The sequence below is a fragment of the Myxococcaceae bacterium JPH2 genome (assembly GCA_016458225.1).
In the GTDB taxonomy this organism is placed as follows: Bacteria; Myxococcota; Myxococcia; order Myxococcales; family Myxococcaceae; genus Citreicoccus.
The window spans coordinates 375,004-395,886 of the sequence record JAEMGR010000009.1; the positions used below are offsets into that span (position 1 = coordinate 375,004).

Genomic DNA, 20,883 nt, shown 5'->3' on the forward strand with positions numbered 1-20,883 from the left:
AGCGCGCGCGCCCACGAACGAGACGCGCGCGAGCATCGCCATCCGTGATGTCCCGAGTCGGGCCTTGCCTCTATTGCGTGGCGAGGCCCGTACCCACGGGACGCACGGCCTCTCACCGAGAGCCGAGCGAATCGACGCGAGCCCGAACCCTGGGGCTCCGCGCATCCAGCAGTGCGCGCGTGAAGGGCTGTCCGTGAGGAGGCGCGGCGCATCGCACGGGACGCTCGCCTGCTCGACCGCACGCGCCTCGCGAAGCGCCTGGCCGACCTTGTGAGGTCCGCCCGACCCCGACTACGGTCCGCCACGGATGCTCACTTTCCACGCTCCAGGATTGCCCTCGGCCCATGACGCGCACGACTGACGGCGACCTCCAGATCGACTCGGTCCTCCGGAACACCTACAAAGTCATCTCCGTGCTGGGGCGCGGGGGCATGGGCTCGGTGTTCCTGGCGCAGCACCTGCGGCTCCCTGGCAAACAGGTGGCCGTCAAGGTCCTGCGGACCCACGAGAACTTGAGCCCGGAGATCCACGCCCGCTTCCGCCGCGAAGCGGAGATCGCCTCGCGACTCGGGCACCCCAACATCGTCGAGGTGCTCGACTTCGACGCCCTCGAGGACGGCAGCCCGTTCCTGGTGCTCGAGTTCCTGCGCGGCGAGAGCCTCGCGGATCGACTGCGCCGAGGCCGCTTGTCGCTCGACGAGACCTTCTCCTTCGTCCGGCAGATGGGCTCGGCGCTGCAGACCGCGCATCGCGCGGGCGTCGTCCACCGCGACCTCAAGCCCGCCAACGTGTTCCTCGTCCCCACGGACTCCGGTGGCGTGGTGGGCGAGCGCGTGAAGCTGCTCGACTTCGGCATCTCGAAGGTCATGTCCTCGGACACCCTCCAGACCCAGGAGGCGGTGCTCATCGGGACACCGCAGTACATGTCTCCGGAGCAGGCCCAGGGGCGCAATCGGCAGATCGACGCGCGCACCGACCTGTTCGCGCTCGGCGGCATCGTCTTCGAGATGCTCGCGGGCATGACGCCCTTCGGCGGTGGCTCGCTCGCGGAGATCATCTACCGCATCGTCCATGAGCCGCCGCTCTCGCTGGCCACGCTCGTCCCTGGCACGCCGCCCAGCGTCGTCGCCGCGGTGGAGCGCGCGCTGGCCAAGAATCCGGACGAGCGATTCCAGGACATCGGCGCGTTCGTGTCCGCCCTCACCGGCACCGCGCTCCAGTCCCTGCCGCCGTCCGCCGCGGCCCTGGAGGCGATGAGCGCGGCGCGCGCCAGCCCCTCGGGCATCGCCCTCCCTTCGGATGATCCGCCCTCCCTGTCGGGGACGATCGCCCCCGGGAGCCAGCCCTCCGCTCGCCCGCCGCCCAATACGGCGCGGTTCGGCCCTCAGCCCTCCGCGCCCGTCAGCTCCGGAACGATGGGCTTTGGCGCGGCGCCAGCCGCCCAGGCCGCGCCCTCCCCGAATGACACCTTCGGGCTGGGGGCCACCATGGCCTCCGCGCAGGCCCCGGTGCCGGTCCCCGTCGCGCCGGCCGCCCACCCCGCCTCACTCGCGGCCAGCCCCGTCCCACTCGCGACAGGCCCGGCCTCCGTGCACGCGCAGCCCGCGCTGGCTGTGCCCGGAGTGAGCGCGCCGCCTCCGGCGAAGTCGAAGCTCCCGGTCGTGGCCGCCGCGGCCGCCCTCCTCGTGGGCGCAGCGGGGATCGGCTGGTGGCTTCGCCCCCCCCCGCCGTCCCAGGTCGCGCCGCCCGAGCAGCCGCCCACCGTGGCGGAGCGCCCATCCGCCGCGCAGGCGCCCCCCCACGTCGAGCCTCCGCCCTCGCATGTCGAGCCCGCGCCGACCGCGAACCCGACGCCCGCCCCGCCTCCGGAGGTCATCCCGAGCGACGTGAAGCCCCCACCGTCGCAGGTAAAGCCTGTCATCACCCGCCCCGTCGTCGCCGAGAAGATTCCAGACGAGGTCCGAACCATTCTCCAAGAAGGTGAGCAGGCGCTGGAAAAGGGAGACGCGCGCGAAGCCATACGACAGGCGCAATTGAGCCAGCGCACGAAAATCACCGCCGCATCGTATTCGTTGCTCACGCGTGCATACTGCAAGGGAATGGATCTCGCGGGAGCCAAGCCCAATCGAAAGAAGGTCGCGCCGGCCGAGGCGGACCGAGTAGATCGCTACTGCAAGCAGCATGGGATTGAGTTCTGACATGCCGGGTCGTCAGTCCGAGAGGAGAGACTCTCCGCGCGAGACAACGACCCATGGGAAGGAGACGCGCTTGAGAAACATCCTGGCAATCATTGTCACCCTGGCCACGCTGGGTGCGGTGCCCGCGCTCGCGGGTGCGCCTGTTGAAGCGGGCAAGGTGTATGTCGGTTCGGAGGGCGCCGCCGTCACGGTGGTTCCGCTCACCCCGCGCGAGGGCAAGAAGTACCTCGTGCGCGTGGAGGGCACGGGCTCGGAGTTCGATGGGCTGGTGCTGCCCGCCACCGTCAACGACTGGAGCAGCAGTTCCTCGGTGCGGATGAACTACGTCACGCAGTACCACGGCCGTGACTACGCGGTCGTCGTCGTGTCCGGCTCCAGCACCGAGCTGTACGTGCCGGGCCGCCGCAGCAACGGCATCGGCGTCCGGTACGACGCCAAGCGCACCGAGTCGCTCAAGTCCGACGACGTCTACTCGCAGTTCCAGAAGCTGGAGAAGGCCGGCACGCTCGCCAAGCTGATGGCGTTCGATCGCAAGGCGGAGATGACGCGCCACGATGGCGAGTACGCCGAGAAGCTCAAGGCGATGAACGCGTCGTGCGGCACGCAGGTGGCGGGCACGCTCGACTGGAGCTCGGTGTCCGACGACCTCATCAAGGAGTACAGCATCTCCGGCTTCTGCGAGGCGCCGCTGGCCTCGCTGCGCGCCCTCTGCGACATCTCCGAGGAGGCGCGGCGCACGGTGAAGGCGAAGGTGAAGCAGGTCGACTGCCGGTTCGGCGCCAGCGTGGATCCGAAGCTTGAGGCGGATCGCCTCATCTGGACGACGGCCAAGGACGCCTCGAACCAGGAAGAGTTCGCCACCCGCTACTTCAAGCAGAACCTGTGAGCCGGAGCCACCCCATGACCTTCAAGCGATTCCTCACCGCGGCGGCCCTCGTCGTCACCGGCACCTCCCAGGCCGTGGAGCCCCCTTGGGGCAAGGAAGAGAACCTGGGGCAGCGCATGGCCCTCGAGGCCACGTCCGTCTGCACCGATGGCAAGGGCCACTACGTCGCCATCGCGCCCATGCCCGAGGAGGGCAAGTACGACTTCCAGATGTACTACGGCGACGGCAAGCAGTTCGTCGAGGTGGCCCCGCCCGAGGGCTACACCTCCGCCACGAGCTTCCTGGAGCCGCGCTTCTTCAACAAGGGCGCCAACCCGAACTTCCGCGGCATGGACATGCGCGTGTACTCGTCCGTGGAGCTGAAGGCGAAGGAGCAGAAGTGCTCCCTGCGCTGCGGCGACCACGAGGTGCCCCTGAAGTGGGTGGCCGGAGAGCAGGCGCGTGAGCTGCTGCGCAAGGCGGCCTTCGCGCCGAACCCGCAGAAGTACGTGCCCTACGCGCTGCTGCGCGACACGCAGGGCAACTACTACTTCGTGGACCGCGGCTTCCTGCCCTCCGAGGCCAAGAGCTTCCGCGTCTTCATCGGCCCCCGAGGCGACCTCAAGCAGCAGAAGATGACCAACGTGGTGTCCGACTCCGAGGGAGAGATCTTCTCCACGAAGAAGGGCGAGCTGCGGCTCGTGCTGGACAAGCAGAAGTCGCCCGTGTGGATCGCCAGCTCGAAGAAGACGCTCGAGCTGCGCGTGGTCCCCGTCGAGGAGAACCTCCCGCTCGTCTACAACGAGCTGGGTGTCTACACGGGGGCGCGCTTGGGCACGCCCTGCGACGACCAGTAGTGCCGGCCTTCGCTCAGACGCGCACCAGCAACGCGAGCTGGTGCGCGCCGATGCCCAGCCCCACCATCACCAGCCAGCGCGTGCGCAGCGCCTTCTGGAAGCGCGCCAGCGTCACGGGGATGGAGGCAATCACCATGTTGCCGTAGTCCTCGTAGGTATCCAGGTACTCGCGCGGGCGGAGCTCCTGGGCCCAGTGGTCCATCAGCTTGCGCGTGGCCTGGTGCGCGATGAGCGTCACGTCCTCGCCCCGCAGGCCGTGTTTGGCCAGCAGTCGCGCCACCAGCCGCGGAGGACCGTCCATGCCCGACTTCAAGAAGGCCTGGATGCCCGCCACCGGGTCGATGCCGTAGGTGGGCTGCTCCAGCCCATTTTCGGCGCGGCGGCGCATCGTCATGGCGCCGTACTCGTTGCTGAAGGTGTCCGCGGCGTAGTCCACCAGCACGAGTCGCTCGCCTGGACCGACCACGGCCGCGCCCGCCGCATCCCCGATGCCGATGGCGTGGCCCTGGCTGTAGTCCACGTTGCGCGTCCACCCTGCCCCGGCCACCACCAGCGCGCGCTGCAGCGCCCCCGCGCGAATGCCTTCCCAGGCCAGCACCACGCCCATGAGGAAGTTGCCGAAGTCCGCCTGCACCGGGACGACCATCACGTCCTGGCCGAGCCCCAGGTCGCGATGCACCTCGTACAGCGCGTTGGGCGTGATGAAGTCGGAGACGGACACGTAGCCATACAGCCGCTCCACGTCCTGCGTGCCCAGCCCCGCGTCCTGGAGCGCCGCGCGCCCCGCCTCCGCGGTGAGCGCGCTCAGCGACTCGCCGGGCGCGAGCACCCGCCGCTCACGGTTGCCGTAGAAGAGGGCCTGCTCGCCCGCGCCCGCGGCCTTGCGAAGGGGCTCGAAGACAGGGTCGTCGTTGAGGCGAACGTGCGCCGGCAGCGCGGCGCCCGTTCCGATCAGCGCGATGGAGGGCGCGTCCATGGGCGCGCCTTGCCTAGCGTCCGTCGGCGGCGACGGCGGCGAAGCGCTCTCCGAACGGAGGAACCTCGCGGTAGTCGACGTGGGCGATGATGACCTGCGGCTGGCGGTCCGCGTCCGCGCGACGCAGGACCTCGGGCATCAGCGCGCTGAGCTGGCCGGGGCCCTTCACCGTGTGCGCACGGGCGCCGAGCGACATGGAGAAGGCCTCCAGGTCCGGATTGCCCAGACCGTAGAACTCATCCTCCAGCGGGTAGCTGCTGTCCTGGGCGCGCTCGCCATGGTTCACCATGCCGAGGAAGTTGTCGTTGAGCACCAGCGTCACGGTGCCCACCCGGTGGCGGGCCGCGGTCAACAGCTCGGTGCCGTTCATCAGGAACGCGCCGTCGCCGGTGAACGCCACCGCCGCGCGCTCCGGCCGCCCCACCTTGCCGCCGATGACGGCGCCGCAGGACCAGCCCATGGACGACAGGCCACACGGGAAGAAGATGCGCGTGGGCGCGGACACGTGCAGGCAGTGCGCCGCCCAGCCCGTGCAGTTGCCCATGTCGATGTACAGGTCCATGTCCGGGCGCAGCTGCGCGTCCAGCTCGGCCATGAGGTGCTGCGGCTTCACCATGCCCTCGGACTGGGGCGCGCGCGGCACCAAGGGCTGATCCATCAGCGACATCACCTGCGCCCACCGCTCGCGAACCCGCGCGCCGCTGGACGGACCGATCATCTGCCCCAGCTCGCTGAGGCCCGCCATCACCGAGCCCACGTCCGCGACGATGGGCAGGCGCACCGGGAGGAACTGGCCGATGTTCGCCGCGTTCACGTCCACCTGGATGACGTTGCGCACGGCCTGGAAGTGCTTGTGGAAGCTGCGCGTGGCCCACTCGCCCAAGCGGCTGCCCAGCACCACCAGCACATCCACGCCCTCGCGCAGGTAGGCCTCGGCGCGCTTGCTGCCGCACAGCCCCAGCACGCCCAACGACAGCGGATCCCGCTCGGAGAACAGGCCCTTGCCGCGCAGGCTCGTGGCCACCGGGATGCCGTGCTGGGTGACGAAGGCGCAGAAGGCCTCGCCCTGGGTGGCCATGGCCTCACGCGCGCCCGAGCCCAGGAAGATGAGGGGGCGGCGCGCGGTGCGCAGCATGGAGAAGGCGGCGCGCAGGTCCTCGAAGGGCGCCGCGGGCGGCCGAGCGCGGAAGGTGCCTCGGGTGGTGGGCAGCGTCACGCGCTCGATGCGCTGACGCGCGATGTTCGACGGGATGCTCAGGTGCGCGGCGCCGCCCGGAAGTCCCTGCGCGGTGCGCAGCGCGCGCGCCAGCAGCCGAGGGAAGCTCTGCGCATCCACGATGCCCGTGGACGCGGCGCACGAGTTGCGGAACACCTCCACCGTGTTCACGCCGTGCGTGCCGTTGCTCTCCTGGATGGCGGACATGCCGAAGCGATCCGTCGCCACCTGACCGGAGATGGCCAGCAGGGGAACCTGATCCAGGTTCGCGGACGCCACGCCGGTCAGCGCGTTGGTCGCCCCCGGCCCCGCCGTCACCATGCACACGCCCAGCTTGCCCGTGGCGCGCGCGTAGCCATCCGCCATGAACGCCGCGCCACCCTCGTGCGACGCGATGATGAAACGGATGGACGGGTGCTTGCGCATCCCCTGCTGGAACGGCGCGATGTTGCCGCCCGGAATGCCGAACACCGCGTCCACTTCCTCGCTCTCGAGGTGGGCCAGCACGCAGTCCGCGACGGTGAGGTCCTCCACCGTCTGATAGCCGCGCGCGTGCTGCTCGCCGTACATCGGCAGCGGCTCGGGCGGCTGCACAGGACGCGCTTCGCTCACCACCGGAACCCCCACCTCGCCTCGCAGGACCTCCATCGCTCCATCGTGAGTGAGGCTCGATGCGGAGGTCGGGGCGTGGAATTCAACGAGCGAGCGAGTGGACATCGGCCTGCGTCTCCGTTCATCCAGCTTGGGCGATTCACTCCCTGTGGATTCTGGGGTCGGGAGTGCGTCACCCGGGTCGGGAAAACCCGGTTGTTTGAATCGGCGTTGCGTGGATACTGGAAAGTTTCAGTCGCTTAGTAGCCGAACAGCCCCGGATTGGGAAGTAAAAAACTTGGAAATCCGATTGGAGCCGCAGAGCAGGGCTGTACCGGCGTTGATCCCATCCCATCCTGCTGGGTTAGCATTCGAGACACTCGTACGCCCTCGAGTACGAGACATGAGGCGTCGAGGGTCACATCACGTGGGGGTTGGAGATGGCTGAAAATCTGCGAACGGAGTACGGGTTTCGAGCAAACGCGTCGGGCTACATCACCCCGGCCGAAGCGAACGCCTGGTTCGATGATCTTCGCGCCAAGGTGGCGATCAAGAAGGGGCGTCCGTTCGGGCTGATGGTGGATATCCGCGGGCAGAAGGCGAATCCGCCGGAGACCCAGGAGATCATCAAGCAGGCCATGGGTTGGCTGCGGCAGAACGGCATGGTCCGCTCGACGGTCGTGCTCGACAGCGCCGTGGCTCGCCTGATGATGGTGCGGATGGCGAAGCAAACCGGCGTCTACCAGTGGGAGCGCTACCTCGACGCGTCCAAGGACACGGAGTGGGAGGCCAAGGCGATTGATTGGATCGTCCACGGCCACGAGCCCAGCAAGGAAGAGGACGCCGCGGCGTAGGCGCACTCCTCCAACACTGCCCCGCTCACGCGCGGGGCAGCGGACGCGAGGTGGAGGGCCGAGCATCACGTGAGGGAGTGGCCCCGTCGCCACTCCCCCTCGAGTAGCGCGAGCAAGGTGGTGTCCCCGAACCCTTCGGGTTCCGCCACGTGATGCTCCCTGAGAACTCCCTCCACCTGAAAGCCAGCTCGCAGCAGCACCCTCAGCGAGGCGCCATTGCGTGAGTCGACGCGCGCCTCCAGGCGGTGCAGCCCCATCCGTCCAAATCCAAAGTGCAGCAGCGCGGGGAACAGCTCCTTCATCACGCCCTGCCCCCACAGTTGCCGGGCCACGACGTAGCCCACCTCGGCGCGCCGGTCTCGCTGGCTCCACGAGAAGATGCCGACATAGCCGGCTGGAGCCGCATCGGCGTGCTCGCACAAGACCCAGCGCATCCCCTCCCCTCTGCGCACCGCTTCCAGGTCGCGCGCGAGCTTCTCGCGCATCTGCTCAATCCGGTGGATGAGGCGAAAGCCCAGGTAGCGCCCCACCTCGGGGTCGCCGTAGATGGCCGCGAGGGCCTCGGCGTCCGCCAGCTCTGGCGCGCGCAGGCGCAGGCGCTCGGTTCGAAGCTCGGGAATGGGCTCCAGGGGACGCGGCGGCATGGGGGCCTCGGCGGCACGGAAGACGACCCGCCAATGTAGCCCCCGCGCACGCGCAGGAAGGTGTCCCTGGAAACCGGGCGCCCAGTGCTCAACGCCCGGGCACGTCGACCCCAGGACACCTCACTCCGAGCGCATCGCCTCGACGGGATCGAGCTTCGCGGCCCGGGCCGCCGGATAGATGCCGAACACCAGCCCCACGCCGCAGCTCATGACCAGCGAGAGGACCACGGCCCAGACCGGCACCTGCATGGGGAACAGCAGCACCCACTGCCCCAGGAACGTCAGCCCGAAGCCGAGCGCCACCCCCAGCGTGCCGCCAATCAGGGACAGCAGGATGGCCTCGGTGGCGAACTGCCCGAGGATGCGGCGGCGCTTGGCGCCCAGGGCCTTGCGGATGCCAATCTCCCGCGTCCGCTCGGTCACCGACACCAGCATGATGTTGAGGATGCCGATGCCGCCCACCACCAGCGACAACAGGCACACGCCCACGCCCGCCAGCGCGATGACCTTCGAGAGCTGGTTGAAGGACGCGGTCATCGACTCGTTGGTGTGAATCTCGAAGTCGTTCGCGTCGCGCGGCGTCAGGTCGCGGCGACGGCGCAGCAGGTGCGTCACCTCGTCCTGCGCCTTCTGGAACACCTGGCCATCCCGAGCCTGGATGTCGATGTCGAGCGAGCGGTTCTTCCCGTAGAGCTGCTGGAAGACCTTCATCGGGACCGTCACCTGGTTGTCCAGGCTCATCATCCCCATGAAGCTGCCGCGCTTCTGCAGGATGCCAATGACGAGGAAGGGCCGCCCCTGGATGCGCACCTCGTAGCCCACCGGGTCCACCCCCGGGAACAGCGCGTCCGCGACATCGAGCCCCAGCACCACGACCGGGCGCCCGTCCAACGACTCCGTCTCGTTGAAGAAGCGACCCTCCGCGACGGACACCCCGCTCGTCAGCGGATACGAGGGCTCCGTCCCCACCACGCGCACGGACGGCCGCGTCTCGCGCGCCGAGGTGGCGACCTTCTGCCCGCCCTGATCATCCATGGGCGTGGCCGCGAGCACGGACGGGCAGCCCTCCTGGATGGCGCGCACCTCCTCCATCCGCAGGTCCTTGCGCTTGGCGTACTTGGCCCAGTTGAAGCGCCCGAACCCGGAGGGCCACTTCGTCACCTCGAAGGTGTGGGCCCCCAGCCCGCCGAGGTCCCGGTTCACCTTGACGCTGAGCCCCTCGATGAGGGCCATCATCGTGATGACCGTGGCCACCCCGATGACGATGCCCACCAGCGTCAGCAGGGAGCGCAGCGGGTTCCCCAGGAACGTGCCGAGCGCCAGCCGAAGGTTGTCCCAGAACGCGCGCATGAGGCCTACTCGTAGCGGAGCGCTTCCACCGGGTCCAGGTTCGCCGCGCGGGCCGCCGGCCAGATGCCGAACAAGAGCCCCACCACCGCCGCGAACGCCACCCCGCTGAAGACCGTCTCCGGGCGCACGTCCGCCGCCAGGGGGGTGATGAGCGAGATGATCTTCGCCGTGCCCAGCCCCACCACCGTCCCGAGCAGTCCGCCCACCGCGGACACGCTCGCGGCCTCCATGAGGAACTGGAGCACGATGGTGCGCCGCCGAGCCCCCAGCGCGCGCCGCACGCCTATCTCGCGGGTCCGCTCCCGCACGGACACCAGCATGATGTTCATGATGCCGATGCCGCCCACCAAGAGCGTGATGAGGCCCACGCCCACCGCCACGCCGTAGAGCGCGCGCGTGAGCTGCTCATACGTCTGCGCGAGCGTGTCCGGCTTGTTGATGGAGAAGTCGTCGGGCTGATCCGCGGGCGTGCCCCGCACGCGACGCACGATCCCCACCAGCTGATCCTCGTACTGCTTCACCTTGCCCGCGTCCTCCACCGCGATGGCGATCTGCATGGGCCGGCCCTTGCCGAAGCTCGCGTAGAAGGTCCGGAAGGGCACCAGGACGACCAGGTCCAGGTTCTCCTCCACCACCTTCCCCTTCTTGGCCAGCGTCCCCACCACCTGGAACGGCCGGCCGTCCACGCGCACGGTCTGCCCCAGGGGGCTGATGCCCGGGAAGAGCGAACTGGCGACCTCCGCGCCCAGCACCGCCACCGGCCGCGTCACCTCGTCGTCCGAACTCGTGAGGAAGCGGCCCGTGGCCACCTCGTAGCCCGACACCGAGAGGTACTCCTCCATCACGCCAGTGATGCGCACGCTGGACACCTGCGCATCGCCGCGCGCGACGTCCGACACCCGCTGCACCGCGGGCGAGATGGCGCTGATGAACGGTGCCTGCGCGCGAATTCGCGCCACCTGCTCCAGCGTGAAGTTCTTCCGGTTGCGGAAGAGCCACCAGTCCCCTCGGAAGACCCAGGGGAACTTGGACACGTAGAGGGTGTTGGCCCCCAGCGTGGCCAGCTGGTTGTGGAACGACGTGTTGAGCCCCTGGATGATCCCGACGATGGCCAACAGCGTGGCCACCCCGATGCCAATGCCCAGGGTGGTCAGCACCGTGCGCATGCGGTTCGCGCGCAGCGAGAACAGCGCGATGCGCCCGCCTTCCAGCACGTCCACCCGGAAGCCTTGGCGAAAGCTCATGCGCCTCCCGTCACCGCCGCCACCGCCGCCCCCGTGCCCAGCGCCACCTCGCGGCCCGGACCGTCCGCGACCACCTCGCCGTCACTCAGGCGAATGGCGCGTGGACACCGCGCCGCCAGCTTGGGCTCGTGCGTGACGAGCACCAGCGTGTGGCCCGCCTTGTGGAGCTGCTCGAAGAGACGAACGATCTCCTCGCCCGTGGCCGAGTCCAGGTTGCCCGTGGGCTCGTCCGCCAGGAGCATGGACGGCTCGGACACCAGCGCGCGGGCGATGGCCACGCGCTGGCGCTGACCGCCGGACAGCTCGTTGGGCCTGTGGTGCATGCGGTGCGTGAGCTGCACCTTGTCCAGCGCCGCCTTGGCTCGCTCGCGCCGCTCCCGGGCCGGCACGCCCCGGTACACCAGCGGCAGCTCCACGTTGGCGAGCGCCGTCTCGCGGGGCAGCAGCTGGAACGTCTGGAAGATGAAGCCGATCTCGACGTTGCGGATGACGGCGAGGTCGTCGTCATCCATGCGCGACACGTCCTTGCCGTTGAGCAGGTAGCGGCCACTGGTGGGAGTGTCCAGGCAGCCCAGCACGTTCATGAGCGTGCTCTTGCCAGAACCTGACTGGCCGATGATGGCCACCCACTCCCCTCGCGCCACGCCGAACGAGATGCCGCGCAGGGCGCGGACCTCCTCGCCACCCACGAAGAAGACGCGGGTGAGCTGCTCCACCTGGATGAGCGCGGACTGACGGGTGCCGCTGGCTTCGCTCACGACTTGCTACCGCCCTTCATGCCGCCACCGGCGCCCAGCTCAGGCTCGCGCACCGAGTCCCCCGGGTTCAGCTCCTTGGACAGCGTGCGGTAGGGGCCCTCCACCACGCGGTCGCCGTCGTGAAGTCCCTCCACGACCTCCAGCTCCGTGTCGGACGCGATGCCCGTGCGCACGCGCCGCACCTGCGCCTTGTTGTCCCCGTCCACCACGAAGACGACCTTGGCGAGCGCCTCCGTGCGGCGCTTGGCCGTGAGGGTGTCTCCCTCCACGGGCGGCTTGTAGTCCGGCAGGCTGCGCTCGGCGCGCACCGTGACGGCCTGGATGGGCACCAGGAGGGTGTCCGCATGCGTCTCGGCGCTGATGCGCGCCTCGGCGCTCATGCCCGGGAGCACGCTCGGCGGCCGCGAGTCCAGCGCCACCGTGACGGGGAAGCTCGTCACCTCCGCCTCCGTGCCCGCGTTCTTGATGAGCGCCTTCTGGGCAATCTCCACCACCGAGCCCTGGAAGGTCTGCCCCTCCAGCGCGTCCATGGTCACCTCGGCGGGCTGGCCCGTCTTGAGGTGCACCACCTCGTGCTCGCCCACCTCGAACTTGACCTCCATCACGTTGAGCGCGGCGATGGTCATCACCACGTCCTCGGAGAAGTCCGAGCCACGCACGCGCTCACCCACCTCGCGCGACATCTCGATGACCGTGCCGTCGATGGGGGACTCCAGCGTCGTCTTGGCGAGGTCCGTGGCGGACTGCTCCAGGAACGCCGCGTTCTGCGCGAGCCGCTGCTTGGCCGCGGCCACCTTCGCCTCGGCCGTGTCCAGCGTGGCGCGCGCCGTCTCCAGCTCCGCCCCGGACGCCAGGCCCTTGTCGGTCAGGCCCTGCACGCGCCCGAGTTCGGCGCGCGTGCGAGCCGCGTCCACCTCGGACACCTGGACCTCCGCCTTCGAGGCGTTCACCGACGCCTGGGCCTGCTTCACCGAGGCCTCGTAGCGACGCTTGTCGATGCGGCCCAGCACCTGGCCCTTCTTGACGATGTCCCCTGCCTTCACCGCCAGCTCGACCAGGTCGCCGGACAGGTTGGAGGAGATCTTCACCGTCGTGGCCGCCTGCACCTTGCCCGCGCCTGTGATGGTCCGGGTGATGGAGCCCTTGCGGACTCGCGACAACTGGACCTCCTGGGTCGGAGGAGGCCGCTCACGCAAGCCCCCCGCCGTGATGGCCGCCGCCCCGAGCGCGAGCCCGCCGGCGATTACTGCCTTCCACCACTTCATCGTGCGTCTCCCGAGTTCAACAGGCCCGTCGCCCGAAGCAGGGCATAGCGAGCGATTTCCACATCGATGCGACTCTGCAACATGGACAGCTCGGCCTGCGTGAGCTTGAGCTGAGCGTCCCGAACATCCAAGGTCGAACCCGCGCCCGCGCGGAACCGCTCGTTCGCCAGGGACAGGCCCTGGGAAGCGGCCTCACGGTTCTCCGCGGCCAGCTTCGACGAGGCGATCTGCCCATCGAGCGCCTGATGGGCGCGGCGGACCTCGGCCTCCAGCTCGCGGATGGTCTGCGCCTGCCCCAGCTCCACCCGGCGCAGCTGCGCGTCAGCCCGCTTGGACTGGGCATCCGTGGCGAAGCCGTTGAACAGGTCCCACGAGAGGATGACGCTGCCCGTGAATGTGTTGCCCAGGCCCGGGTCGCTCACGAACGGACCCGGATCCGGGTTGCCGTGATTGAACCGCCCGTCCAGGGACAGCCGGGGCAGATACCCCGAACTCGCGATGGAGCGCTGGAGCTCCGCCGAGCGGACCTGCTGCTGGAGCACCCGAAGGAGCGCGCGGTGCTGACGCGCCGCCTCGATCGAGGACTCGAGCGGGGGCGCGGGGGTGGGCTCCTGCGTGAGCACGCCCGGGGCCACCGCCTGCAAGTCCGTGGTGCCCGGCTGGGCCAGCCACACGGAGAGCTGCGCCTGGTCCGACACGAGCTGCGTCTGGCGCTGGACGACGCTGATGCGGTCGTTGCCCAGGTTCACCCGCGCGGCGATCTCCTCGCTCTTGCCCACGCGGCCCGCCTGGAACAGGGCGCGGGCGCGCTCGAGCTGCTCCTCGCTGCGCTGCACGTTCGCCTGGAGCACGTCGAGGGTGGCCTGGGACAGGTACAGGGTGAAGAAGCGCCGGATGGCCTCCATCTCCGAGGTGTCCGCCTGCTCCTCCGCCTGGCCCCGCGCGGCCTCGCGGTTGGCGCCCGACTGCTCCACCTGCTTCCAGCGGGCCCGGTCATAGATGAGCTGCGTGAGGCCAAACCCCAGGCTGTAGCTGTCGCTGGTGTTGGACGGCGTCTCGATCTCCCGGACCGAGAAGGTCAGCGAGCCGTCCGGCCCGATGGTCGGCGCGGTCTGCACCACCTTGCGGCGGCCGACGTAGTCCAACGACGCCGACGCGTTGAGCCCCACCTGGGGGAGCAGCGCCGAGCGCGAGAAGCGCACGTCCTGCTCGGCGGAGGTGAGATCCAGGAGCGTCTGGAGCGCCTGCGTGTTCTGCCGGCCCTGGGTGCGGGCTTCCTCGAGGGTAATCGGGGTGGCGGCGAGGAGGGCCGCGACGAGGAGCGCGCTCACTTGGCACCTCCGCCCATCGCCGGGAGGCCGACGAAGAAGACGCCCACGTACATCGCGTAGAGCACGCCGGAGAGCAGCACCGCGCGGCTCTTGGTCATGCCCGTGGCCGCGGAGAAGCCCAGTCCCAACAAGGCGGCGCTCCAGAGGTTGAAGAAGTCAGCGCCCTTGAGGAGGCCCTGCACGCGGGGCGAGAGGCCCTGGAGGAACGCGAGGCTCGAGGGCACGAGCCGCTCGGCGCGCGCCTCGGTCAATCCGAACTGGAAGAAGGCGCAGACGGCGAAGATGAGGTGGTAGAGGGCGATGGGCAGCAGCGCGAGCGCCGCCGCGGACACGAGTTGCTCGAACGGGGCCGGCTTCTCGAAGAGCCAGGTGCACAGCCACAGCACCGCGGCCAGCAGCACCACCGACAGCGGCATCACGAAGACGCCCTTGGCGATGCCACCCACCAGCGCCTTGCGGGAAGCCGTCTGGACCTTGTCCGCCAGCTCCGACTCGGACAGACCCGAGAGGTCCCCCGACGAAGCGGCCTCCGCCAGCACGGAGGGGGTGGCGTCCCACCGCAGGGAAAACGCCGTCCCGGAGACGGACACGCAAAGGGCGAGGATCAGGAGGGGCCACACCCAGCGGCGGGCCTCGACGGCGACGCGCGTTCCCTCGAAGGGGTCGACAAAAACGCGCGCCGGTTGTGCAAGAGAGGTCATGGTAGGGGTCTCGGAGCGATATACGACGTCCGCCCTTAGGCAATTGCCTAGCCAGCCGAGTTGACGCGCGAAACAGGCAGCCAGCCAACCGAATTCCGCGCATTTGGAGACGTTCCAGGTCGTTTCAGCCGGCCTGTAGCGACCTGTAGCGGAAATTTTGCCGCGGCGATCCGAAGGGTGTATTCCGCTCGGCTGCACGCTTGCCGGAGCTCGAATGGTCGACAGCACGGATCTCGCCCAAGTACTCCACGAAGCGAATGACATCGCCCAGAGCGTGGCCCAGCGGCTCACGTCGGCGCACGTCATGCTCGCGCTCTACACGGTGGAGAACCGGGCGCAGTTGCTGCTGAAGGACTGGGGGGTGGACGAAGACTCCCTCCTCCAACTGCTCACGGAGGCCCCGAGCGAGTCGGACGGCCTGGTGCGCGAGCTGTGCGCCAAGGCGCGGGAGCTGGCCACCAGCTCGCGCTCGTCCGAGGCGGACTGCCTGCACCTGCTCATCGCCGTCACCCGCGTGCGCTGCGTGGCCAATGACCTGCTCGTGCGAGCGGGCATCGACCTGCGGAACCTGGGCAACACGGCCCTCTCCTACTTCGTCAGCGGGCGCATGCCCCGGCGGCTCCAGCCCGGCCGGGTCCAGACAGTGGCCACGCGCGCCCCTCCCGCGCGCCCCCTCGGAGCGCCTCCGTCTCCCCTCCCCGCCTCCGCCGTCGCGGTGAGCCTGCCCCGCGCCATGCCGGTCGCTCCGCCGCCGGCCCCGGTCGCCACGCCTTCGCGCTCCACGCCGGCCCTGTCGCCGCGTGACCTCATCGACACGGACGAGGACGTCCATCCTCCCGCCCCCGAGCCGGTCAAACCCGCCGCGCCCGTCGCCCGGGTCCAGCCCGTCGCGCCCCCGGCTCCGGCCGCGCGTCCCACGCCGCCGCCGGCTCCCGCGCTGGCCCCCACGCCGGCGCGCGGGTTGGCCTCCGGACTGGCGCTCGACCCCAAGACGTTCCCCATGCTCACGTCGCTGGGGCGCAACCTGAGCCAGGCCGCCCGCGAGGGAAAGCTCGACCCCGTGGTGGGCCGCGCACGGGAGGTCGAGGAGGTCATCGACGTCCTCGGCAAGCGGCGCACCAACAACCCGTGCCTGCTGGGCGAGCCCGGCGTGGGCAAGACGGCGGTGGTGGAGGGCGTGGCGCAGCGGCTCTTGGAGCTGCGCGGCACGCTCGCGGAGAAGATCCTCGTGGAGCTGGACATGGCCACGCTGGTGGCGGGCACGCAGCTGCGCGGCTCGTTCTCCGAGAAGCTCAACGCGCTGAAGGACGAGGTCCGCAAGGCCGAGGGCCGCGTGGTCGTCTTCATCGACGAGATCCACACCCTGGTGGGCGCCGGCTCCACGGGCGATGGCCCCCAGGACGCGGCCAACGAGCTCAAGACCGCCATGGCGCGCGGTGAGTTCCCGTGCATCGGGGCCACCACCCACGACGAGTACCGCAAGTTCATCTCCGCCGACCCGGCCCTGGAGCGCCGCTTCACCGCCGTGGTGGTGAACGAGCCCTCCGTCCCGGAGACGGTGCAGATCCTCCAGGGCATCATCAGCCGCTACGAGGAGCACCACGCGCTGCGCTACCTGCCCGAGTCGCTGGAGGCAGCCGCGTCCCTGGCGAGCCGGTACGTGACGGACCGCTTCATGCCGGACAAGGCCATCAGCGTGGTGGACCTGGCCGGCAGCCGGGCGCACCGCGAGGGCAAGACGCGCGTGGAGCCATCCGACGTGGCGCGCGTGGTGGCGAAGCTCGCGGGGGTTCCCGAGGAGCGGCTCCTGATGAACGACTCGGCGCGGCTGCTCCTCCTGGAGCATGATCTCGCCGAGCGCGTCATCGGGCACGAGGACGCCATCGGGCGCATCTCCCGGGTCATCCGGCGCAACTACGCGGGCTTCGCCTCGCGCCGCCCCATGGGCAGCTTCCTGTTCCTGGGCCCCACGGGTGTGGGCAAGACGGAGATGGCCCGCGCGCTGGCCGAGGTGCTCTTCGGCAGCCGTGACTCGCTCGTCCGCGTGGACATGAGCGAGCTGGCCGAGGCGCACGGCGTCTCTCGCCTCATCGGCGCGCCCGCGGGCTACGTGGGCTTTGGCGAGGGTGGCCAGCTCACCGAGCCCGTGCGTCGCCGTCCCTCGTCCGTGGTGGTGCTGGATGAGATTGAGAAGGCGCACCGCGAGGTGCAGCTGCTCCTCCTCCAGGTCCTGGAGGAAGGTCGCCTCACGGACGGCAAGGGCCGCCACATCGACTTCTCGAACACCGTCATCGTGATGACGACGAACCTGGGCGCCGAGGCGTTCTCGCGCACCAGCCGGCCCGTGGGCTTCGGCGCGGACGCGGCGCAGGGCTCGACGGATGCGCTGGAGGCGGCGGCCTCGGCGGCGCGCAAGGCCCTGCCCCCGGAGCTGTGGAATCGCATCGATGAGCGGCTGCCGTTCCGTCCCCTCGCGGAGGTGGAAGTGGCGCGCATCGCCACGCTGCTGCTGGCAGAGAGCAGCAAGCGCCTGTCCACCGAGCGCGGCATCGAGTACGTCGCGGGCGACGACGTGGTGGGCCACCTCTTGAAGTCGGGCGGGTTCGATCCGCAGCTCGGCGCGCGGCCCATGCGGCAGATGGTGCAGCGGTTGGTGGAGGGCCCCCTCGCCGAGCGCATCCTCGCGGGTGAGTTCGGCGCGGGCGACCGCGTGCACGTGCAGGTGCGCTCCGGTCAGCTCCAGTTCCTACGCGCCTGAAACACGAAGGCCGGACGCCGCGGGTTCACGCGGCATCCGGCCTCGAGAGTCCTATGGACTCAACTGCTCAGCGAATCAGGGGCAGGGGTTGTTCGGGCGGTTGACGACCTGCGTGAAGTGGGTCGCGAGCCCGCTGGACACCGCGGCCGCGGCCGCGAGGCTCGCCTTGCCGGCCGGCGCGCCCGTGTCGTAGACGACCACGAGGGCCTGGCCCTCATTCACGGTCGCCGGCACATCCACGGAGATGGACTTGCCCGGATCCAGCGTGAAGCGGCCCTGGCCCAGTGGGCGCAGCTGCGCCATCAGCTCCTGGTTGGCGCTCGTCAGGCCCTCCAGCGACAGGCCCTGGTTCACCACCGCGAAGCGCACGTTGGTCAGCTCCATGCGCACCGCGACCTCGGTGGAGAAGAGGTGATCGAAGCGGATCACGGGCTTCGTGGGCGACGGATACGAAACACCCGTGGACACGTTCAGGATGACGCTGCCGCGGATGCGCCCACCGGACTTGTTCGTCCAGTACATGTCCTTGATGGTGCTGTGGCAATCCGACGTGCTCCAGCCGACGTGGATCTGATCTCCCGGCGGGATGGGCGAGTTGTTGCCCCACATGTTCTGCCAGTGGATGACGGTGTTGCCGTCCGCCGTCGGCTGATTGCTCACTTCGTAGAAGTAGCCGTCCCAAGCTCCGGAGCCGTAGCCATCGAACGTGCTGGTGACGCCCTCATTGCCATCCAGAACCACCGCCACGTCATACGCCGTGGTCGTTCCGGTGTTGCGGAGGTCTACGTTGTAGTCGTACGCAGCCGCGCCCTGTGCGGCCAGGAGGAATGCCAGACCGGACAGCTTCATGCCCAAGCTCTTCATGACACTGTGTCCTTCCCACGCCACGCGAGAGGGACGCGGGGGTGCGTCCATCGGGGAGTGCGGGTAGCTGTCACCAGTGCAGTCGCAATGCCATCCGTGCGCCTTCGAGTGCCGGAGAGAGTTCGCGCGCCCGCACGCGTGACATGTCGGGCCACAACAGGAGCCTCGCGTGTGGCGTCGGATGCCACAGCCGCGCGCATGACGCGCTGCTACCGTGCGGACATGCGTTCCCGTTCACCTCGCGCGCGGCGCCGCGCCCCTTCGGATCCGCCGCGTCCTCCCGTCGTCATCGTGGGTTCCGGCCGACTCGGCGGTGCCCTGGGCCTCGCGCTCCAGGCCCGTGGCTGGCCCGTGCGCGTGGCCTCGCGTGACGCGGAAGGACAGCGCCGCACGCGCGCGCTGGGACTCGTCTCCGCGACGGAAGATGACGTGAAGAAAGCGCGCGTGTGTCTGCTGTGCGTCCCCGACGCGGCGGTGCCCTCGGTATCGCGCGAGCTGGCGACGCGCCTGCCACGCAGCGTGGCGTTGGTGCACACCGCGGGCGCCCTGCCCCTCACCGCTGTCGATGCGTCACGAGGCCGCGCGGTCGGCTCGTTCCATCCGCTGTGCGCGGTGTCCTCGCCTCGAGATTCGCTCGCGGGCCACGCGGTGGCCCTCAGCACGCGCTCTCCCGCGCTGCGCTCCGTGCTGCGGCGGATGGCCGAGGACGTGGAGCTTCACGCGCTCGACGTGCCCGAGTCGCGGCGCGCCGCCTATCACGCGGGCGCGGTGCTGAGCGCGGGCGGACTCGTGGCGCTGGCGGATGCGGCGGTCGCGGCCCTGGGCGCGGCGGGAATCGAACACGAGGAGGCGCTCGCGGCGCTGCTTCCCCTGATGCGCTCGGCGCTGCGTGGCGTGGAGGCGCGTGGGCTCTCGGGCGGACTCACGGGCCCCGTCGTCCGAGGCGACACGGCCGTGGTGGCCGCGCACCTCGCGGCACTGCCACCGGACGTGGCGCAGCTGCATCGACTGCTGTCGCGGCGCGCGCTGGGGCTGGCCTCCGAGAGACTCAGCCCCGAGTCGCGCGCCGCGCTGGCACGACTGCTCGGCGACGACTGACTAGGTCAGGATGATGCGCGGGCCCTGCAGGGCCTTGCGCACGATGGCCAGGGCCTGCTCGGAGGCGGCCTCGGCCTCGGTGAGCCGGCGCAGGCACAGCTCGCCCTGCGCCTGCGTCACGGAGCGCTTCAGGTCCATGAGCAGGGTCATCGCGGCCTGGAGCATCTCCTGGCTCTGTGGCGACTGGGTGGCAGGCTTGCCGGCCGCCTGCGAGACGTGCGCCGTGAAGCGGTTGAGCACGTCCACCGTCGCGTTCGCGTCGAACTTCTCCAGCAGCGGCTTGATGCGCGCGGCGTTGATGCGGATGAGGCGAAGCGCACCCACCTTCTGGAACGCCGGGTGGATGAGGCCGATCTCCGACATGTCGAACGCGCCCAGCAGGCCCTCGTCCGGCGCCGGGTGCGCGTGCGGCACCACGTCCACGAAGAGCGCCAGCGGATCCGCGCCCTGGCGGAAGGCCTCCAGCTCGTCCTCATCCAGCGGCGGGAAGCTCGCCGGCGCGCCGATGAAGAGCAGCGGGAGGACGATGTCGTGCCAGAACTCCTCGGGCGCCGAGCCCGTCCCGCCCACGGTGGCGAACAGGTGCGTCATCAGCTCCGCGAGCCGAGGCGCGCGATCCGCCTGGTCCGCCAGCGTCTTGGTCGCATCCAGGCGCTGCAGGGACTGGACGATCTGCCCCTCGAACTGCTGCCGCGCCTCGGGAGGAAGCGGCGGCTGGGTCCGACCGAGCGCGTCACGAACATCGCGCGCCAGCGCATCCGGGCGGGTCTCCACGGCGGTCTTCGCCTTGGCCGGATCCACCACGATGAACTGGAGGAAGCCCGGGTCGAACAGGCGCTGGTAGTCCGCCGGCCCCAGGCGCGGGGCCTGTGAGGGATTGACGCTCAGCCGCACCTGCCCGAGCGAGCGGCGGATGTCCTGCGACAGGTCATCCAGCCGCGACAACTTGCCCTGCACCAGCGAGTCCATCACCGCCCCGAACGGGGACAGCATGATGATGGCGTCGGGGAAGCCCAGCGTGGCGCCCTCGGGAGAGTCGCGGTTGGGGAACCAGAAGCCCTGGTGCTCGGTGATGAGCCGCATGGCGAACGCGCCCGCCAGCCCCAGCGCCAGACCCTGGTGATCCGGGCTGTTCGGCTGGAACGGACCCACCAGCTTCGTGACAGCCGTCTCCACCTCGGCCCAGGGCGCCTTGAGCAGATCCACGGGCTTGCCCTCGGACTTCTCGAGGGCGGCGGAGACCTGGAGTTGTGCGTTGTGGACGTGCTGGGGAACGGGGTGCGCCTGGGCGGCGGGTTCGGACATGGGCGGTT

17 protein-coding genes are annotated in these 20,883 nt (G+C 69.9%); 6 read left to right on the top strand and 11 right to left on the bottom strand.

The window, feature by feature from the left end; genetic code table 11:
- Window positions 1-344: 344 nt before the first annotated feature.
- The 3 genes from JGU66_16850 (at window position 345) to JGU66_16860 (ending at window position 3,920) form a co-directional block, all read left to right on the top strand.
- Window positions 345-2,198 (top strand): protein kinase, encoded by a 1,854-nt coding sequence (locus JGU66_16850; protein ID MBJ6762441.1) that lies wholly within the window; start codon window positions 345-347, stop codon window positions 2,196-2,198.
- A gap of 70 nt (window positions 2,199-2,268) precedes the next feature.
- A complete protein-coding gene (locus tag JGU66_16855; protein ID MBJ6762442.1) occupies window positions 2,269-3,084 on the top strand; it encodes a hypothetical protein in 816 nt (271 codons plus the stop codon).
- A 14-nt stretch (window positions 3,085-3,098) separates the two neighbouring features.
- On the top strand, window positions 3,099-3,920 hold the full coding sequence (locus tag JGU66_16860) for a hypothetical protein (protein ID MBJ6762443.1): 822 nt from the start codon (window positions 3,099-3,101) through the stop codon (window positions 3,918-3,920).
- Window positions 3,921-3,933: 13 nt separating this feature from the next.
- Here JGU66_16860 and JGU66_16865 read toward each other — a convergent pair whose 3' ends face one another.
- Both JGU66_16865 and JGU66_16870 read right to left on the bottom strand, forming a co-directional pair.
- Window positions 3,934-4,896 carry a 3-oxoacyl-ACP synthase gene (locus JGU66_16865; GenBank protein ID MBJ6762444.1) on the bottom strand — a complete coding sequence of 321 codons (963 nt, stop codon included), beginning with the start codon at window positions 4,894-4,896 and terminating at the stop codon, window positions 3,934-3,936.
- A 13-nt stretch (window positions 4,897-4,909) separates the two neighbouring features.
- The gene (locus JGU66_16870) at window positions 4,910-6,829 is read right to left on the bottom strand and encodes a thiamine pyrophosphate-binding protein (protein MBJ6762445.1); all 1,920 of its coding nucleotides are present in this window, start codon (window positions 6,827-6,829) and stop codon (window positions 4,910-4,912) included.
- A 314-nt stretch (window positions 6,830-7,143) separates the two neighbouring features.
- On the opposite strand from JGU66_16870, the gene JGU66_16875 reads away from it, so the two are divergent.
- Window positions 7,144-7,557, top strand: coding sequence for a hypothetical protein (locus tag JGU66_16875; GenBank protein ID MBJ6762446.1), 414 nt, complete (start codon window positions 7,144-7,146; stop codon window positions 7,555-7,557).
- Between the two features lie 65 nt (window positions 7,558-7,622).
- Here the strand turns inward: JGU66_16875 and JGU66_16880 are convergent, their stop codons facing one another.
- The 7 genes from JGU66_16880 to JGU66_16910 all read right to left on the bottom strand — a co-directional run bounded on the left by JGU66_16880 (window position 7,623) and on the right by JGU66_16910 (window position 14,850).
- Window positions 7,623-8,201 (bottom strand): GNAT family N-acetyltransferase, encoded by a 579-nt coding sequence (locus JGU66_16880; protein ID MBJ6762447.1) that lies wholly within the window; start codon window positions 8,199-8,201, stop codon window positions 7,623-7,625.
- Window positions 8,202-8,321: 120 nt separating this feature from the next.
- The gene (locus JGU66_16885) at window positions 8,322-9,551 is read right to left on the bottom strand and encodes an ABC transporter permease (GenBank protein MBJ6762448.1); all 1,230 of its coding nucleotides are present in this window, start codon (window positions 9,549-9,551) and stop codon (window positions 8,322-8,324) included.
- A 5-nt stretch (window positions 9,552-9,556) separates the two neighbouring features.
- A complete protein-coding gene (locus tag JGU66_16890; GenBank protein ID MBJ6762449.1) occupies window positions 9,557-10,795 on the bottom strand; it encodes an ABC transporter permease in 1,239 nt (412 codons plus the stop codon).
- Window positions 10,792-11,553: an ABC transporter ATP-binding protein gene (locus JGU66_16895; GenBank protein MBJ6762450.1), complete on the bottom strand. Its 762-nt coding sequence runs from the start codon at window positions 11,551-11,553 to the stop codon at window positions 10,792-10,794. Before JGU66_16895 ends, JGU66_16890 begins: the two co-directional genes overlap by 4 nt.
- The gene (locus JGU66_16900; GenBank protein MBJ6762451.1) at window positions 11,550-12,818 is read right to left on the bottom strand and encodes an efflux RND transporter periplasmic adaptor subunit; all 1,269 of its coding nucleotides are present in this window, start codon (window positions 12,816-12,818) and stop codon (window positions 11,550-11,552) included. Before JGU66_16900 ends, JGU66_16895 begins: the two co-directional genes overlap by 4 nt.
- Window positions 12,815-14,149, bottom strand: coding sequence for a TolC family protein (locus JGU66_16905; protein MBJ6762452.1), 1,335 nt, complete (start codon window positions 14,147-14,149; stop codon window positions 12,815-12,817). Before JGU66_16905 ends, JGU66_16900 begins: the two co-directional genes overlap by 4 nt.
- A complete protein-coding gene (locus JGU66_16910) occupies window positions 14,146-14,850 on the bottom strand; it encodes a YIP1 family protein (GenBank protein MBJ6762453.1) in 705 nt (234 codons plus the stop codon). Before JGU66_16910 ends, JGU66_16905 begins: the two co-directional genes overlap by 4 nt.
- A gap of 214 nt (window positions 14,851-15,064) precedes the next feature.
- Between JGU66_16910 and JGU66_16915 the strand changes: the two genes are divergently transcribed.
- Entirely contained in the window at window positions 15,065-17,608 is a 2,544-nt protein-coding gene (locus tag JGU66_16915) for an ATP-dependent Clp protease ATP-binding subunit (protein ID MBJ6762454.1), read from the top strand.
- A gap of 75 nt (window positions 17,609-17,683) precedes the next feature.
- Here the strand turns inward: JGU66_16915 and JGU66_16920 are convergent, their stop codons facing one another.
- The gene (locus JGU66_16920) at window positions 17,684-18,472 is read right to left on the bottom strand and encodes a hypothetical protein (protein ID MBJ6762455.1); all 789 of its coding nucleotides are present in this window, start codon (window positions 18,470-18,472) and stop codon (window positions 17,684-17,686) included.
- A 222-nt stretch (window positions 18,473-18,694) separates the two neighbouring features.
- On the opposite strand from JGU66_16920, the gene JGU66_16925 reads away from it, so the two are divergent.
- Window positions 18,695-19,570, top strand: a complete 876-nt coding sequence (locus tag JGU66_16925; GenBank protein ID MBJ6762456.1) for a DUF2520 domain-containing protein — start codon at window positions 18,695-18,697, stop codon at window positions 19,568-19,570.
- Here the strand turns inward: JGU66_16925 and JGU66_16930 are convergent, their stop codons facing one another.
- A complete protein-coding gene (locus JGU66_16930) occupies window positions 19,571-20,875 on the bottom strand; it encodes a hypothetical protein (protein MBJ6762457.1) in 1,305 nt (434 codons plus the stop codon).
- Window positions 20,876-20,883 lie beyond the last annotated feature (8 nt).

Coding starts and splice junctions, on each gene's coding strand:
- JGU66_16850 (MBJ6762441.1), top strand. CDS start 345: ATGACGCGCACGACTGACGGCGACCTCCAGATCGACTCGGTCCTCCGG.
- JGU66_16860 (MBJ6762443.1), top strand. CDS start 3,099: ATGACCTTCAAGCGATTCCTCACCGCGGCGGCCCTCGTCGTCACCGGC.
- JGU66_16865 (MBJ6762444.1), bottom strand. CDS start 4,896: ATGGACGCGCCCTCCATCGCGCTGATCGGAACGGGCGCCGCGCTGCCG.
- JGU66_16870 (MBJ6762445.1), bottom strand. CDS start 6,829: ATGTCCACTCGCTCGCTCGTTGAATTCCACGCCCCGACCTCCGCATCG.
- JGU66_16875 (MBJ6762446.1), top strand. CDS start 7,144: ATGGCTGAAAATCTGCGAACGGAGTACGGGTTTCGAGCAAACGCGTCG.
- JGU66_16880 (MBJ6762447.1), bottom strand. CDS start 8,201: ATGCCGCCGCGTCCCCTGGAGCCCATTCCCGAGCTTCGAACCGAGCGC.
- JGU66_16885 (MBJ6762448.1), bottom strand. CDS start 9,551: ATGCGCGCGTTCTGGGACAACCTTCGGCTGGCGCTCGGCACGTTCCTG.
- JGU66_16890 (MBJ6762449.1), bottom strand. CDS start 10,795: ATGAGCTTTCGCCAAGGCTTCCGGGTGGACGTGCTGGAAGGCGGGCGC.
- JGU66_16900 (MBJ6762451.1), bottom strand. CDS start 12,818: ATGAAGTGGTGGAAGGCAGTAATCGCCGGCGGGCTCGCGCTCGGGGCG.
- JGU66_16910 (MBJ6762453.1), bottom strand. CDS start 14,850: ATGACCTCTCTTGCACAACCGGCGCGCGTTTTTGTCGACCCCTTCGAG.
- JGU66_16915 (MBJ6762454.1), top strand. CDS start 15,065: ATGGTCGACAGCACGGATCTCGCCCAAGTACTCCACGAAGCGAATGAC.
- JGU66_16920 (MBJ6762455.1), bottom strand. CDS start 18,472: ATGAAGAGCTTGGGCATGAAGCTGTCCGGTCTGGCATTCCTCCTGGCC.
- JGU66_16925 (MBJ6762456.1), top strand. CDS start 18,695: ATGCGTTCCCGTTCACCTCGCGCGCGGCGCCGCGCCCCTTCGGATCCG.
- JGU66_16930 (MBJ6762457.1), bottom strand. CDS start 20,875: ATGTCCGAACCCGCCGCCCAGGCGCACCCCGTTCCCCAGCACGTCCAC.